A 16,598-nucleotide genomic window follows, 5' to 3' on the forward strand; every position below is an offset into this window, starting at 1 on the left:
ATAGAGAAAAACTGGAACCGTACAAGTACGGTTCCAGTCTGAAGCTCAATGATTACGTCGGTCAGTGCCGACGCGTGCATCACATGGCGTTGATCTGCAGAGCGAGGCTGGACTTGCGGTTCGCAGCCTGGTTCTTGTGGATCACACCCTTGCTTGCTGCCTTATCGAGCTTGCGCGATGCGATTGCGAACTTCTCTTCAGCGAGAGCCTTGTCACCGGCGGCGATGGCTTCACGGACGTGACGAACCGCGGTCTTCAGCGCGGACTTCACGGAGACGTTACGCATGTGAGCCTTCTGGTTCGTCAGCACGCGCTTCTTCTGCGACTTAATGTTTGCCACTATCTATTCTCCAAACGGCTTGGTGCTATAAGGACATACGTCGTGAAATACTAGCATGCCTCATGGATAATGTGCAGTGTGGTGTAGTGGGCATGTTTTCCACGCTCTAACGCTAGAATCAATGGAGTTTTCGTGTAACGAGGAGGATTGCGTGGCCACGCAGCATAACCAGCCGGGTTTCACCGATCAGTCGGTGATTCGAAATTTCTGTATCATCGCCCATATCGACCATGGCAAGTCGACGGTGGCTGACCGAATCCTGCAGCTGAGCGGCATTGTGCCCGAACGTGAGATGCGTGACCGATTCCTCGATCGCATGGATATTGAGCAGGAACGCGGCATCACGATCAAATCGCAGGCCGTGCGCGTGCCTTGGACGTTTGATGGCGTGGAATACACGTTGGGCATGATTGACACTCCCGGTCACGTAGATTTCACCTATGAAGTCTCACGCGCGTTGGCCGCATGTGAGGGTGCGGTGTTGCTCGTGGATGCCACGCAAGGCATTGAAGCGCAAACGTTGAGCAACTTGTATATGGCCATTGACCATGATTTGACGATTATCCCCGTGCTGAACAAAATCGATTTGCCCAGCGCCGAACCAGACAAGCATGCCGAGGAAATCGCTGGTCTGATCGGTTGTGACCCGTCCGACGTGTTGCGCGTTTCCGGCAAGACGGGTGAGGGTGTGGCTGAACTGCTTGACCGCATTGTCACCGATATCCCGGCTCCTGAAGGCGATCCGCAAGCGCCGTCGCGCGCCTTGATTTTTGATTCGGTGTATGACTCGTACCGTGGCATCGTCACCTATATCCGCATGGTTGACGGGGAGCTGCACAGTCGTGAAAAGTTGGAAATGCTTGGTATCGGCATGCAGCATGACCCCATCGAAATCGGTGTGATCAGCCCCGACATGATGCCCACGAAAGCGTTGGGTGCCGGTGAAGTCGGTTATGTGATCACGGGTGCCAAGGACGTCAGCCAGTCCAAGGTTGGCGACACGATCACTTCGGCCAAGAATCCGGCGACTGAACCGCTGCCGGGATATCGCGATCCGCAACCTATGGTATATGCGGGCTTGTTCCCGATTGACAATGCGCAATTCCCTGAATTGCGTGAAGCGTTGGATAAACTCAAGCTCAATGATGCGGCATTGATTTATGAACCTGAAACGTCTGTGGCGTTGGGATTCGGCTTCCGCTGCGGTTTCTTGGGACTGTTGCATATGGAAATCGTGTCGGAACGGTTGAGTCGTGAATTCGGTTTGGACCTGATCTCCACGGCACCGAACGTGCCCTACGAGGTGACGAGCGAAGATGGCACCGTACATCGCGTGACCAATCCGAGCGAGTTCCCGGAAGGCAAGATCAAGCGCATTGTGGAACCGGTGGTCGCCGCCGACATCATCACGCCAAAAGAGTTCATTGGCGCTGTCATGGATTTGTGCCAGGACCACCGTGGCGTCATGGGCACGATGGAATACATCTCCACCGACCGCGTGGAAATGCATTACCGTATTCCACTCGCTGAAATCGTGTTCGATTTCTTTGACCAACTCAAGAGCCGCACGAAAGGATATGCGTCGCTTGATTACCATGAGGATGGCGAACAAGCGGCTGATCTCGTCAAGGTCGACATCCTGATTCAAGGTGAGAAGATCGATGCGTTCAGCGCGATTGTGCACCGTGACAAGGCCTACAGCTATGGCGTCATGATGACGAAGAAACTGCGCGAACTGATTCCACGCCAGCAGTTTGAAATCCCAATCCAGGCGGCCATCGGTTCACGCATCATCGCACGTGAAAACATCCGCGCGTTGCGCAAGGACGTATTGGCCAAGTGCTATGGCGGCGATATCACACGTAAGCGCAAGCTGCTTGAAAAGCAGAAGGCCGGCAAGAAGCGTATGAAGATGCTCGGCCACGTCGAAGTGCCTCAAGAAGCCTTCGTCGCCGCCTTGTCCACCGGTGAAGCCGGCAACGACCGCGACACCAAAGACAAGATTCGTGCCGCTCAAAAAACCGAGGGATGAGCTTTTCCGAATTTGAATGTTGGTCGTGGTATCGCGGTGGGATGGATTGCAGCGATCCATCCCACCCGGCTGGGTCAACGCGGCATAATCATCCTTACCACGATGCTTCACCTGCGATTAGTACCAGGTGGCATATCGCGAGGGTCGCACGGGCTTACGGCAGATGTTGAATGCGGTATCTGTCTGGTAGCCGATGCTGAGCATGAATTCATACAGAATGTGCCGATCGTTTGGAATGTGCACCTCAACTTCTGCGCAGCCTTCCCTAAAGGCCAAATTTTGTGCAAAGCCCATGCATGCGGAACCAAATCCCTGACGGCGGTACCGCTCGTCAGTAATCAGATTCATAATGATGGCTTTGGGACGCAAGCCATGAGTCAAATCAGGAATAATCAAGCATATGCATGAGGAAATAATCTCGTCACTCTGCTCATAGACTATGACATGGTGGTTAGGGTCGGCGAGAATGGACTGCCATGTTGACGAAATGCCTTCCGATACTTGTGGTATTGGCCTATTGCGCAGTTGTGCATACAGACGAAGCATGTCCTTGATGTCAGCAGTTGTGGCCTCGCGAATCATGATAGCTCCTTTGTGGAAATGGCTACTAATGCCATTGATGTCATTTGTTTTATTTGAGCAAACAATCTCTTGTATTGTTTCCATTAATTGGCAGGAGCTACAGCATAACAATGCGATGAGCTCAGTCATAGGCTTTCTGCACTCTCTTTTCCACATCTTCAAATGACATCGTGAGTATTAACTGAGTTAATTAATTAACACAGTTAATGCATGTGGGGAGAGCGGTTACCTCATAGGCGCTACAGCACGCCTCATGTGCAGGCAGACATATAGGTAGATATGCGGCTTTAGAGGTGATAACGACGTGACTGTTCGTTGTGAATATGCCGTTACTGCGATATGCCGACTCAGCCGTTGCGTGCAGCCATCTGCATGAACGCCGATCCAGTGTCTTGTGCATCCAGATAAGACAGTGAACGATATCGGAACAGCCGCTCGGCATAGGAACCCACCTTGGTCAGGTGTCCGGGCGGATTCGGTAGGGCGCCGCTGATGAGCTACTCGTCGGAATGGCGTTGCGCTAGATTGGAAACCATGTTCGAAGTCTATGTGCATGTGCCGTTTTGCTTGCGTCGTTGTGGGTATTGTGACTTCAATACCTATACGGCGCGGGACCTTGGCAATGGTGCGTCGCGGGAAGGATATGCGCACCAAGCCATACAAGAGATGAGACTGGTGCGTCAATGGCAGCTCGATCACGGCCTCGACGAGGGTCCGGTTTCGACGGTGTTCCTTGGCGGCGGTACTCCCACAATCTTGACGCCTAGCAATCTGGCAGCCATGGTGCAGGCCATAGACGGTATTTGGGGTATTGAGGCCGGGGCGGAAATAACCACAGAAGCCAACCCGGATACGGTGGATGCGGACTATATCCAGGCGCTCGCCGACGCGGGCTTCACCAGGATTTCGTTCGGTATGCAGTCGGCTGTGCCGCACGTGTTGCACACGCTGGACCGCACACACACGCCGGCGAATGTGGAAGCCGGAATCAATGCGGCAAACCGGGCGGGACTGCGTTCGAGCGTGGACCTGATTTACGGCACGCCGGGGGAGAGCCTTGATGACTGGCGCACGTCGGTCAAAACAGCCATCGCGCTTGGTGTGAACCATATTTCCGCCTACGCGCTGACCGTGGAACCCACCACGACGATGGGGCGGCGTATTGCCGCGGGAGTGTTGCCGAAACCTGATGATGACGATGAAGCCGCGAAATATGATATTGCCGACACGTTGCTGACCCAAGCCGGCTTCGACTGGTATGAAGTGAGCAATTGGGCCAAACCGGGCTACGAATCGCGGCATAACCTCGGATATTGGCGCAATGTGGACTGGGCCGGCATCGGACCGGGCGCCCACTCACACTACGGTGATGTGCAGGGCAGCGCTGTGCGCGCGTGGGACATCACCCACCCCAAAGTGTGGGCGCAAGCAATCAACGAGGGGCGCGTGCCGTTTGCCGGCAGTGAGACGATCAGCGCCACTGAACAGGCCGAAGAGCAACTGATGCTGGGACTGCGTATCCGCGAGGGACTCGATATCGCACAGGCGGATGCACGGATTCCACAGGCTGCATGGCGGCAATTTGCTGATGAAGGGTTGCTTGATCCGCGAGCCTTGAATGAGGGCAGGGCCGTGCCGACGCGACGTGGCAGGCTGCTCAATGACGCAATGATTATGCAATTGATGGAATATATCAGCTAAAACCAAGGCTAAGCAGCGCAAGATTTGGAAATACGTAAGAAACTCGTTCGAAACAAAGTCGGGGCGAATGACGAGGTACCCCCCTCGAAATCCGCGTCATTTCATGTCTTGTTGCTGCCAACGCAGCGCAATACTGCTGATTCGTTATGTGGACGCGAGGGAGGGCGGAAACACGGGCGCTTGTAATCTTTGAACGCACAATACAAGGCGGCCGCTGAATCTGGCGGCGCGCCGACCAGTTCAAAGAGAGGTGATCGCGGTGACGTTCCAGGCCCCGCTTGATTTGACCATCCATGACCCCGAGGGGATGTACGACCCTCGAGCCGAGCACGATGCGTGCGGCGTGGGCATGGTCACCACCCTCAACCGGAAGCCTGAGCGACGCATCGTTGACGATGCCATCGAAGTGCTTGTCAACCTCAACCACCGTGGAGCCGTGGGTGCCGAGGAGAACACGGGTGACGGTGCGGGAATCCTGATGAGCATGCCGGACGAGTTCATGCGTGCTGTGGTGGATGTGGAATTGCCGCCGGCAGGCCACTATGCGGCCGGTATCGCGTTCCTTGACCGCGATTTGGGCGTGTGTGGCCAGCAGGAGCAGGCCATCGCCAATATCGCCCAGGAAGAGGGACTGCAGGCCGTGGCGTGGCGCACGGTGCCCACGAATCCTGACGGCCTTGGCTTGCAGGCCTTGGCCAGCATGCCCTCGTTCAAAATGCTCGTGCTGGTGGATCCGGAAGGTGAGCTTGAAGGCATTGCGCTCGACCGCAAGGCCTTCCGCGTGCGCAAACGCGTGGAGCATGAAGTCGGCGTGTATTTCGCCTCGCTGAGCGCGCGTACGATTACGTACAAGGGCATGCTCACGACGATGCAGCTCAAGCCGTTCTTCCCGGACTTGTCAGATGAACGCATGAAGGCGATTGTGGCCATCGTGCATTCGCGTTTTTCCACGAACACGTTCCCGTCGTGGCCGTTGGCTCAGCCGTTCCGCTTACTGGCCCACAATGGCGAGATCAACACAATCCAGGGCAACCGCAACTGGCTTTCCGCACGCGAAGGCATGTTCAGCTCCGAACTGTTGGGCGATATCAAGCCATTGCTGCCGATTGACACGCCCGGCTACTCCGATTCGGGCACGTTTGACGAATGCCTCGAGCTGCTCAACCTTGCTGGCCGTACGTTACCGCATGCCGTCTTGATGATGGTGCCTCCGGCTTGGGAGAGCAACAAGGAGCTCGATCCGGACGTGCGTGCGTTCTACGAATACAACAACACGCTGATCGAGCCATGGGATGGCCCGGCCCACATCATCTTCACCGACGGCACACAGGTTGGCGCCGTGCTTGACCGCAACGGCTTCCGTCCGGGACGTTGGCAGGTCACGAAGGACGGCTACGTGGTGCTCGCTTCGGAAGCCGGTGTGCTGCCGCAGATTGCCGACGATCAGATCGAGGCGAAGGGCCGTCTGGAACCGGGACGCATGTTCCTGATCGACACGGCTGAAGGTCGCATGATCGCCGATGAGGAAATTAAGCAGCAGCTGGCCCACGAGCATCCTTACCGTGAATGGGTTGAAGCGAACACGGTGCAGATGAGCGAACTGCCCGAGCGTGAGCACATCAATTATTCGAACCATTCGGTGACGCGTCGTCAGCGTGCGTTCGGCTATACGCAAGAAGACCTCAAGATGATTTTGACTCCCATGGCCAACACGGGCAAGGAGCCCTTGGGGTCGATGGGTAACGACACGCCGATGTCGGTGCTGAGCAAGCGCAGCCGCATGCTGTTCGATTACTTCACGCAGAAATTCGCGCAGGTCACGAACCCGCCGCTGGATTGGGAACGTGAGAAGATTGTGACCTCGCTGGAATCAGCGATTGGTCCCGAACCCAACTTGCTTGAGGATTGCGAACTGCATTCAAAGAAGATCGTGATTGGCAAGCCGGTGCTCGATTCCGTGCAGATGAGCCAGCTCAAGCGTCTGGATCGCGCCCGCATGCTCGACGGCTACTACAAGCCGTTCGTGGTGCGCGGCCTGTACCAGGTTGCCGGTGGTGGCGAGGCGCTGCGTGAACGTATCGAGGAGATTTTCGCCGAGATTGACGAAGCCATCGCCAACGGCAGCAACTTCCTGATCCTTTCCGACCGCAACTCCGACCACACGTGGGGTCCGATTCCTTCACTGCTGCTGACTTCGGCCGTGCAGCACCATTTGCTGCGCCGCCATACGCGCACGCAGATTTCGATGGTCGTTGAGGCCGGTGACGTGCGTGAGATTCACCATGTGGCGCTGCTCATTGCTTACGGCGCCGCCGCGGTGAACCCGTATCTGGCATTCGAGTCGGTCGAGGACCTGTCTCGTGAAGGCTATGTGACCGTTGATCCGGCCACGGCTGTGGCGAATCTGAAGAACGCGCTGTCCACTGGCGTGCTCAAGATCATGAGCAAGATGGGTGTCTCCACGATCATGAGTTATCGTGGCGCGCAGTTGTTTGAGGCCGTGGGTCTTGATCAGCAGATCATTGACGAGTACTTCACGGGCACTGTGTCTCGTGTTGGTGGCGTCGGCCTGGATGTGCTGGCTGAAGAGGTGGCGATTCGCCACCGCGTGGCCTATCCCGAGATGTGGACCGCTCGTCCGCATCGCAAGCTGCTGACCGGCGGCGACTACAAGTGGCGTCGCACGGGTGAGGACCATCTCAACGATCCTGAGGCGATCTTCCTGCTGCAGCAGGCCACGAGCCGCGCCGATTACGGTATGTTCAAGCAGTATTCGAAGCATATCAACGACACGTCGAACCGTTTGATGACGTTGCGCGGCCTCATGTCGTTGCAGTCCACGCGCAAGCCCGTGCCGATTGATGAAGTTGAACCGGCGACCGAGATTGTCAAGCGTTTCTCGACTGGCGCCATGAGCTACGGTTCCATTTCGAAGGAAGCTCATGAGACGCTGGCCATCGCGATGAACACGATTGGCGCACGCTCGAACTCGGGTGAGGGTGGCGAGTCGGAAGACCGTCTGAACAATCCGTTGCTGTGCAGCAAGATCAAGCAGATCGCTTCGGCGCGCTTCGGTGTGACGAGCAATTACCTGGTGCATGCCACGGATTTGCAGATCAAGCTCGCCCAGGGCGCCAAACCCGGCGAGGGCGGCCATCTGCCAGGCGCCAAGGTGCCGCCGTGGATTGCGAAGGTGCGTCATTCCACACCTGGTGTGGAGTTGATTTCGCCGCCGCCGCACCACGATATCTACTCGATTGAGGATCTGAAGCAGCTGATCAACGATGCCAAGAACGCCAATCCTCAAGCCCGTGTGCATGTCAAGCTCGTGTCCGAGTTCGGCGTGGGCACCGTGGCCGCGGGTGTGGCCAAGTGCCATGCCGATGTCGTGCTGATTTCCGGCTATGACGGCGGTACGGGCGCGGCCCCGCTCAACGCGATCAAACATGCGGGTACGCCATGGGAGATCGGTCTGTCGGAAACGCAGCAGACGCTGATTCTTAACGGCTTGCGTTCGCGCGTCACCGTGCAGTGCGATGGCGAATTGAAGACGGGTCGCGACGTGGTGGTTGCCGCGCTGCTCGGAGCCGAGGAATTCGGCTTTGCCACGGCCGCGTTGATTGTTGAAGGCTGCGTCATGATGCGCGTGTGCCAGAAGAACACGTGTCCGCAAGGCATCGCCACGCAGGATCCCGAATTGCGTGCACGTTTCTCGGGTACTCCTGAAGCCGTGATCAACTTCTTCATGTTCATCGCTGAAGAGGTTCGTGAGATTCTCGCTGAGCTCGGTTTCCGCACGCTCGAAGAGGCCGTGGGCCACGTCGAGTGCCTGGATCGTAACGAGGCTGTGCAGCAGTGGAAGACAGCCGGCATTGATTTGACGAACGTGCTCATGCAGCCCGGCCCGGTACCCGGCACGATCCTGCACAAGACAATCGACCAGAACCATGAGCTCGACAAGGCTCTGGACAACGAACTGATCGCGCTGTGCGCCGATGCGCTCGAACGTCGTGAACCTGTGCGCATCGACATGCCGATTCGCAATGTCAACCGTACGCTCGGCACGATGCTCGGCTACGAGATCACGAAGCGTTATGGCGAAGAAGGTTTGCCGGACGACACGATCGACATGACGCTGCATGGTTCGGGAGGCCAGTCGCTGGGCGCGTTCATTCCGCGTGGCGAGACGATGCGCGTCATCGGCGAGACCAACGATTATGCGGGCAAGGGTCTGTCCGGCGGCCGCATCATCATCCGCCCCGATGCCGATGTCAGCTATGACACGCATGACAACGTCATTGCCGGCAACGTGCTTGGTTTCGGCGCCACTTCGGGTGAAATGTTTGTGGCCGGCCGTGCTGGCGAACGTTTCGGTGTGCGTAACGGCGGCGCCACGTTCGTGGTGGAAGGTGTTGGTGACCATGGTTGTGAATACATGACCGGTGGCACCGTCGTCATCTTGGGTCCGACGGGCCGCAACTTCGGTGCGGGCTTCTCGGGTGGCAACGTCTATGTGCTTGATCTGGACATGGACAAGGTCAATCCGGCCGCCAAGAACGGTCCGCTGCTGTTCGAAACGCTGGACCAGGAAAACGAGCGTGCCGCGGCGTCCCCGCTGCACCAGGGTCCGGCTCCTGAAGAGCAGCTCAAGCGTCTGGTGACCAAGCATGCTGAGGAAACGGGTTCCGCATTCGCGCAAGGTTTGCTCGAGGATTGGGACAATGCGCGCACGCGCTTCACGCATGTGGTGCCGCGCCCGTTCGTTGCGATGACGGCCGCCATGAAGCAGGCCAACCTGGAACACATCGATTTCAATGCACCTGGCGTCTGGGAAGAGACGTACGAGCACGTTATGGAAGGAGCTCGCTGACATGGGTGATCCAAAAGGATTCCTGAAGGTCCGTACACGTCATGAACTCGCGGAGCGCCCGGTTCAGGAGCGTATCCAGGACTGGCTTGACGTCCATGCCGAGTCCGGTTTGCAGCCGTGGACGCAAGCGCAGGCCGCCCGTTGCATGGATTGCGGTACGCCATTCTGCATGTCTGGCTGCCCGCTGGGCAACTTGATTCCCGAGTGGAACGATTTGGTGCGTCAGGGACAGTGGCAGGATGCGTATGACCGTCTGTCGATGACGAACAATTTCCCGGAAGTGACGGGCCGTATCTGTCCGGCTTTGTGCGAGTCCGCGTGTGTGTTGGGCATCCACCAGCCGCCGACGATGATCCGTAACGACGAATGCACGATTATTGACCAGGCTTGGGAGCTTGACATTGTGGAGCCGCAACGTCCCCAGCGTTTGACTGATATGACGGTCGCTGTGGTTGGTTCCGGTCCTGCAGGCTTGGCTTGCGCCCAGCAGTTGACTCGCGCCGGCCATACGGTCGTCGTCTACGAGCGTGATGACGCCATCGGCGGGTTGATGCGCTACGGTATTCCGAACTTCAAGCTTGACAAGCGTCTGATTGACCGGCGTGTTGAGCAGATGGAAGCTGAAGGCACGCGTTTCCGCACGAATACTGAGATTGGTAAGGATATTTCGTGGGATGAGTTGCGTGACCGGTATGATGCTGTCGTTGTGGCCATCGGTTCGACTGTGCCGCGCGACATGAATCTGCCGGGCCGTTCGATGGATGGCATCCATTTCGCGATGGAGTTCCTGCCGGATGCGACGCGTCGCGTGTATGGCGTGGAGCCGGTGCATGATTTGACGGCCAAAGACAAGCATGTCGTCATCATCGGCGGTGGCGACACGGGTTCCGACTGCTTGGGCACGGCGATCCGTCAGGGTGCCAAGGATGTGACGGTGCTGCAGATCATGCCGCAGGAACCGTTGACTCGTCCTGACAACCAGCCGTGGCCTACGTTCGCCCGCTTGTATCAAAAGACATCGTCGATGGAAGAGGGTGGCGAGTATATCTACAACACCGATTCCGTCGAGTTCGAGGGCACTCCTGAGCAGGAAGCAAAGGTCACCATCGAGACGTCCACGCAGACTGAAGGGTTCATCGCGGATGAACACGGTCACGTCACGGGACTCAAGATTGTTGACGTGGCTCCTGGCCAGAACGGCCCGTTCACTCGCCAGCCGGGTACGGAACGCGTGATTCCTGCCGATCTTGTGCTGATTTCGGTGGGCTTCTTGCATCCCGATACCGACACGCTCGTTGAGCAGATGCCGGTGGATCTTGATGCTCGTGGCAACGTGGCGCGTGATGACGCGTTCCAGACGAGCCAGCCAGGCGTGTTCTCCTGTGGTGACGCGGGTCGCGGCCAGAGCTTGGTCGTCTGGGCCATCGCTGAGGGGCGTTCATGTGCGGCCGCCGTTGATTCCTATCTGATGGGAGGTACGGAGCTGCCGGCACCTATCAAGGCTTCGGCTAAGCCGATGATGCTGCCGCGCGTCTGAGTTCACGCTCAAGACTGTGCTTGTTTGAGCCGGTGTGATGCTCTTGGGAGGTCACACCGGCTTTTGTTGTTGATATGTGTGAGGCCGGGAAGGGTGGCGTCGCCTTGGTATTGCAATGTTGGTGATGGTTGCCTGCTTTACGGGACACCGGTTCGGCTCAGGGTGTGTTCGCATAGTGAACATCCAGTTTGTTGACTGGCGGGCGTCTGCAACCGTTCTAAATACTTGCTTTTCGATAATTATTTATCGAAATACATTAATAAGTAGTTGAAAGGCGATAATCATTGCGTTACTATGGGACCATCAGCTGATAGTCATTTGAACAATAGTTGTTCCCATAGAGCAAAGGATATCGTCATGAACACTCCACTTGATTCCCTGACCAAGGTGCTGGCCAAGATTGTGGAAATCCTGCATTGGATCGCCGCCGTTTGCGCACTCGTGCTGTTTGTCAGCTCATGGTTCTCCACCTCTTGGATTTCGTCGTTGGTGCCAGCGAACCTGCTTGGCGACGGCGTGGTCGATACCTACGGATTGAGCGTGCACGTCGCTGATGCGCATGGCGTGATTGACGCCGGGGGACTGCGCACCTATGCCATTGGCGCGTTCTTCATGCTTGTGGCCATGGCCATGGTGTTCCGCGACACCTACTTGATCATCAAAACGGCCGAAGGGCGCACCTGGTTCGCCAGGGGGGCCACACCGTTCCAGCAGGATGTGACGCGCATGGTGCGTGAAATCGGCATCTTCTTGCTGCTGACCATTGTCATCGGCTTCATTGTCTGCGCAGTCGGCACACTTGCGCTGGGCCATGGCATGGTCACGTATGTGTTGAATGTGACCATGCTCATGCTTGGCCTGCTGATGCTGTGCATCTCCCAAGTCTTCGCCCAAGGTGAGGTGATGCGTCAAGACGTGGAAGGCCTTGTCTAAGACAGTGCCGTGATGGATTCCACCACGCATCACGATGAACAGAACCATTGATCATGGGACATCTCATCAGCATTGACATGATCGGGCTGTTGACCCTCACCATCAGCTCGATCATGCTCAGTGTGGCACATATCCTCGCATGCGAGGAAGCACACAGCAAACACCTGGAACGTCACATCTAGCACCGCACCGCCATTGGACCTTTACGATTCTCCACGGTGCATTCATTGGAAAGGAGTCCCGCCATGGGACACATTGAACTCACGCTCGACGTCATGATGGCGCAACGGCATATGTCACTCAATGAACTTGCCGACAAGGTAGGCATTACGAATGTCAATCTTTCCAAGATCAAGAACAATCGCGTATCCGCCATCCGCTTCACCACATTGGCCGGCATTTGCGAAGCCTTGCAATGCCAACCTGGCGACATTCTTGTGTACACGCAAGATTGAGCGCACGCTCTATCCTGATAGACGGGGTCACCCCAACGTAGCCTCCCGATATTTGGCGCTCTTGGCATGAGCGGTATGAACGCAAGAAAAAGTCAAGTACACTGGAGCACAGCAATCCCACGGTCGGCGCATTGCGCCGACCGTTTTGTTATGAAGGAGCACCACATTATGGCGAATCGCGCAGAACGTCGTGCCAAAGCCAAGGGCAAAGGCATTCCCCAGCAGTATGATTCCACAAACGGCCGCGGCCGCAAAGGCATGATTGATGAGCAACAGCTCCAGGAGCGCTCCGTGCGCATCGCGGAAGGCAAGAAAGGTCCGTGGAAGCCGACTTCAAGCGAAATTGAAGCCGAAGAGCACGCCATGGACACCGATCCCAACGATTTTGACCCGCCCGCAGTGCGCGCGCCGCATTCGGCCCGTAATTGGGCTCGTCTGGTCAGCTGGGTGGTCATCGTGGTTTCCGCCATGTTCTTCTTCGTCGTGATGTGGCTGCCCAACCATCCCGATTGGGCCATCCTCGTGGTTTCCGGCGTATTCGCGTTGGGTGTGTTGAGCCTGTTCTTCACGGCCGGCAACCCGAAGAACAATCCGAACTTGGACCAGAACGGCACAGCGGTCTGATTGCAGGCCATACGGCAAGGAGCCGGTTTCCCGATTGGGAAGCCGGCTCCTTGCTTGTTTTGTGAAACGTTCAGCGGTGTCTCAGCGCTCAACCTTTTCGATGTCACGGATCAACTCGTTGATATGGTTGTCGACTTTGACGTCATATTCGGCGAGTTCAATCTTGCCGTCCTTGCCGATGGCGAACGTGGAACGCACCGTATGGAACTGCTTCTTGCCGTCTTCATGCGTTTCAGTCACGGTGCCATAGAGCTTATGCACTTCATAGGTCGGGTCGGAGAGCAGCGTGAAGTTCAGATTGTACTTCTCACGGAACTCTTGCAGCTTGTCAACGCCGTCGCCGGAAACGCCGATCACGGTGTAACCCAGATTGTTCAGCTTTTCCATGTTGTCACGGAAGCCCTTGGCTTCAATCGTGCACAAGCTGCTCATGGCTTGCGGATAGAAGAACAGCACCACGTTCTGGTGCTTGAAATCAGCGAGCGCATAGTGCTTGTACTCGTCGGATTCGAGTTCGAAGTTCGGTGCGCTCTCGCCGGCCTTGAGGTGGACTGGATGTTCAAACGAAGGCTTTTCGCCTGCAATAGTGTTATTGGTCATGGTCATATCCTACGGTGCCGTTCCTTGGAATCGTATGAATACGCGCGGTGAGAACCTTGCGAAGATTTCCAGCCGACATTCAGGAACTATCGCGTATCAGCATGCGGCGGTCGATACAATGGCACTCAATCACAGTTCACTTATACCAAGAATTTCGGCAAAGAGTGTCTACGGGATTGTTGCGGCTTACGGTAGCGGACAGGAGGTCATGATGGATGGACCATTGCAATCATCGCCAATCAATATGGAGCATCCGACGGCGCTGCGTTTGACGGATGTGGGGTTCCGCCGTCAGGGCCGCACGATTCTCTCTGATGTGCAATTGGAGATTCCCACGGGGCAGCGTTGGGTGTTGTTTGGCCCCAATGGTATTGGCAAATCGACGCTCGTGTCAATGATGGCGTCCCGCGGGTACCCTTCGCAAGGCGTGGTTGAAATCCTGGGCAATCGGCTTGGCAAAGTGAATGTGTTTTCCTACCGGCATCGCATTGGGTTGAGTTCGGCGGAACTAGCTCGCGCCATCCCTGAATTCGAAGATCCACTTGATGCCGTGGTCACGGCGGTGACGGCCACGACGGGTCGTTGGCGTGACACCTATAGCGAGGAACAGTATGCGTTGGCGCGTTCGCTGATGCAACGGTTCGGTATCGGCTATTTGGAAGGCAAGACCATGGTGCGGCTTTCCGAGGGGGAGCGCACGCGTGTGCTGATTTGCCGCGCGTTGATGGGCGATCCTGATTTGTTGATTCTTGACGAGCCGACCAGCGGTCTAGACCTGGGAGGTCGCGAAACCACGATTGGTGCGTTACGTGAATTGGCGCAAGCTGCGGATCAGCGCACCATCGTGCTCGTCACGCATCATCTTGAGGAAATTCCACCAGGATTCGACCATATCGCCATCATGGGCCGTCGTGGTGAAACTGGTGAATCTCAAGTCGGTGCGGATCCGGCTGCCGGAACGATTGTGTATGCGGGGCCAATTGCCGAAGGGTTGACTTCCGAACGGTTGTCACAACTGTTTGGCATGCCGCTTGAGGTACATGAGCGTGACGGTCGTTTTAGCGCTTTTGTGCGTTAACGCGGAAGTTTTCGTGTAGTGGTGACGTGGCTCGTGGTGGCCATGGGCTACGCTCTATACGGTATGACACAGCGGCAAAGGAGGAGCGTCCATGCGTCGAGGACCCTTGCAGGCAGGGGAGAAGGTGCAGTTTACCGACCGCAGATCCAATAAGATTACCGATCAGCTGGTGCCGGGAGGTTGTACGCAAACCTCACATGGATTGATTTTGCATGATGATGTGATTGGCCGCACGGAAGGCATCGTGGTGACCACGGTGACTGGCAAGCGTGAATCCCAGGTCAACAGTAACCATCCGGAGCGCGACGCCAACAAGCCGTGGAAAGCCACGCGCGCCATTGGCGGTTGGCAGTTTGCCGTCATGCGTCCGCGTTTGGCTGATTATGTGTTGTCGATGCCCCGAGGCGCCCAAATCATGTATCCCAAGGATATCGCCCAAGTCATTCAGCTGGCTGATATCCGTTCAGGCATGAACGTGCTTGAATCCGGTGCCGGTTCGGGTGCCATGAGCATCAATTTGCTTGACGCCGTTGATGAGCGCGGCCAGTTGACCACCATTGAGCTGCGGCCTGAATTTGCGCGTATCGCCTGGTCGAACGCCGCGCTGTATTTCGGGTGTGAGCCTTCATGGTGGCATTTGTTGACCGGTGATTTTGACTCGGTCGCAGCCACGTTGCCTGAACATTCCTACGACCGTATTGTGCTCGATATGCTCGATCCGTGGAATCGTTTGGAACAAGCGTATCGTGTGATTGCGCCTGGCGGCATACTGTGTGCGTATGTGACAACAACAACCCAGATTTCCCGTCTTGCTGAAGCGTTGCGCGAATCGGGGCATTGGACCGAACCGCAAATCCAGGAAACATTGGAACGCAATTGGAAAGCGACAGGTTTGGCCATTCGCCCGGACCACCAGATGATCGGCCACACGGGATTCCTCGTGATCAGCCGTACCATGGCACCGGGGTTTGACGCGTTGCGCAAACGTGACCGCGCCACCAAAGACACGATGACCGACGTTGATTCGCTCACGGCACAAGAACGCGCTGAACGGTTGGAAGACTTGGAATTGCGTGATATTTCCGATCGCAAGTTGTCGAAAGTGCTTCGTGATCTGACACGACAGATGAACGCGTTAGAATCGGACCAGCCAGCAGACCAGCCCGGCATCAGTGTGAAGGAGCATGAGCGGTGAATGTGAAGAAGCTCGCCAAAGCTATCCGTAAACAAGATTATGTGCTCGTCATCATGCGCCATGCAAAGACGGAACCGTTCCATGCCAGCGGGGATTTCAATCGCGAATTGACCGACAAAGGGCTCAAGCAAGCCAAGACCATGGCCAAAGGGTTGCGCGAATTGGGATTAGTGCCTGATCAAATTGACTGTTCCAGTGCTGTACGCGCCAAACAAACCTGTATGCGCATGCTCAAAACTTTTGGCGACAAACCCAAAGTGGATTGGCACAAAAGCTTGTATGGCGATGGCATGCAAGCCGTGTTCGACGCGTTGCATGGTTGCAAAGAGAAGCGTCATACGCTGATGGTGCTTGGCCATGAGCCAACCGTGTCGATGGCAAGCCAATGGTTGGCCAACCCCGCCTCCGACCAGCATTTGCTTGACCTGCTCAATCTGGGATTGCCTACCGCGACCTGCGTAATTTTTGGCTCATCGGCCCCGTTCAAATCATGGGATATGCGGCAGGCCACATTACTGGCGGTGTTGGGCCCCAAGGATTTCGACTGAACCAGTGGTAACGACCAATATCATCACTGTTGCTGAGCTCGCAATGGCTTGCATAACGGTATGCCGGCAATCATAATGTGAGATGCATAAGGCTAGCATATGG

General features: G+C 56.4%; 14 protein-coding genes. 11 read left to right on the forward strand and 3 right to left on the reverse strand.

Features of this window, described 5'->3' with window-relative positions; genetic code table 11:
• Window positions 1–79: 79 nt before the first annotated feature.
• A complete protein-coding gene (gene rpsT, locus BGLCM_RS04830; RefSeq protein WP_006294111.1) occupies window positions 80–340 on the reverse strand; it encodes a 30S ribosomal protein S20 in 261 nt (86 codons plus the stop codon).
• 151 nt (window positions 341–491) lie between these two features.
• Between rpsT and lepA the strand changes: the two genes are divergently transcribed.
• Window positions 492–2,372 (forward strand): translation elongation factor 4, encoded by a 1,881-nt coding sequence (gene lepA, locus BGLCM_RS04835; protein WP_162831964.1) that lies wholly within the window; start codon window positions 492–494, stop codon window positions 2,370–2,372.
• A 117-nt stretch (window positions 2,373–2,489) separates the two neighbouring features.
• On the opposite strand, the gene BGLCM_RS04840 is transcribed toward lepA, so the two are convergent.
• The gene (locus tag BGLCM_RS04840; protein WP_044084996.1) at window positions 2,490–2,954 is read right to left on the reverse strand and encodes a GNAT family N-acetyltransferase; all 465 of its coding nucleotides are present in this window, start codon (window positions 2,952–2,954) and stop codon (window positions 2,490–2,492) included.
• 534 nt (window positions 2,955–3,488) lie between these two features.
• Here BGLCM_RS04840 and hemW point away from each other — a divergent pair.
• The 7 genes from hemW (at window position 3,489) to BGLCM_RS04870 (ending at window position 13,074) form a co-directional block, all read left to right on the forward strand.
• Window positions 3,489–4,655, forward strand: coding sequence for a radical SAM family heme chaperone HemW (gene hemW, locus BGLCM_RS04845; protein ID WP_006294114.1), 1,167 nt, complete (start codon window positions 3,489–3,491; stop codon window positions 4,653–4,655).
• A gap of 307 nt (window positions 4,656–4,962) precedes the next feature.
• Window positions 4,963–9,525 (forward strand): glutamate synthase large subunit, encoded by a 4,563-nt coding sequence (gene gltB / locus BGLCM_RS04850; RefSeq protein ID WP_044085077.1) that lies wholly within the window; start codon window positions 4,963–4,965, stop codon window positions 9,523–9,525.
• A gap of 1 nt (window position 9,526) precedes the next feature.
• Complete coding sequence (locus BGLCM_RS04855; RefSeq protein ID WP_044084997.1) at window positions 9,527–11,062, forward strand: glutamate synthase subunit beta; 1,536 nt, start codon at window positions 9,527–9,529, stop codon at window positions 11,060–11,062.
• 357 nt (window positions 11,063–11,419) lie between these two features.
• A complete protein-coding gene (locus BGLCM_RS04860) occupies window positions 11,420–11,995 on the forward strand; it encodes a hypothetical protein (RefSeq protein ID WP_006294118.1) in 576 nt (191 codons plus the stop codon).
• Between the two features lie 53 nt (window positions 11,996–12,048).
• Entirely contained in the window at window positions 12,049–12,177 is a 129-nt protein-coding gene (locus BGLCM_RS08700; protein WP_274518192.1) for a hypothetical protein, read from the forward strand.
• Between the two features lie 63 nt (window positions 12,178–12,240).
• Window positions 12,241–12,450, forward strand: coding sequence for a helix-turn-helix domain-containing protein (locus tag BGLCM_RS04865; protein ID WP_006294120.1), 210 nt, complete (start codon window positions 12,241–12,243; stop codon window positions 12,448–12,450).
• Window positions 12,451–12,618: 168 nt separating this feature from the next.
• Entirely contained in the window at window positions 12,619–13,074 is a 456-nt protein-coding gene (locus tag BGLCM_RS04870) for a membrane protein (protein ID WP_044084998.1), read from the forward strand.
• Window positions 13,075–13,155: 81 nt separating this feature from the next.
• Here BGLCM_RS04870 and BGLCM_RS04875 read toward each other — a convergent pair whose 3' ends face one another.
• Window positions 13,156–13,674 carry a peroxiredoxin gene (locus tag BGLCM_RS04875; RefSeq protein WP_148401517.1) on the reverse strand — a complete coding sequence of 173 codons (519 nt, stop codon included), beginning with the start codon at window positions 13,672–13,674 and terminating at the stop codon, window positions 13,156–13,158.
• Between the two features lie 208 nt (window positions 13,675–13,882).
• Here BGLCM_RS04875 and BGLCM_RS04880 point away from each other — a divergent pair, with 208 nt between their 5' ends.
• The 3 genes from BGLCM_RS04880 (at window position 13,883) to BGLCM_RS04890 (ending at window position 16,495) form a co-directional block, all read left to right on the forward strand.
• On the forward strand, window positions 13,883–14,752 hold the full coding sequence (locus BGLCM_RS04880; RefSeq protein WP_148401518.1) for an ABC transporter ATP-binding protein: 870 nt from the start codon (window positions 13,883–13,885) through the stop codon (window positions 14,750–14,752).
• 91 nt (window positions 14,753–14,843) lie between these two features.
• On the forward strand, window positions 14,844–15,947 hold the full coding sequence (locus BGLCM_RS04885; RefSeq protein ID WP_006294124.1) for a tRNA (adenine-N1)-methyltransferase: 1,104 nt from the start codon (window positions 14,844–14,846) through the stop codon (window positions 15,945–15,947).
• 53 nt (window positions 15,948–16,000) lie between these two features.
• On the forward strand, window positions 16,001–16,495 hold the full coding sequence (locus BGLCM_RS04890) for a SixA phosphatase family protein (RefSeq protein ID WP_081450365.1): 495 nt from the start codon (window positions 16,001–16,003) through the stop codon (window positions 16,493–16,495).
• Window positions 16,496–16,598: the final 103 nt, after the last annotated feature.

The sequence above is a fragment of the Bifidobacterium gallicum DSM 20093 = LMG 11596 genome, assembly GCF_000741205.1.
Classification (GTDB): Bacteria; Actinomycetota; Actinomycetes; order Actinomycetales; family Bifidobacteriaceae; genus Bifidobacterium; species Bifidobacterium gallicum.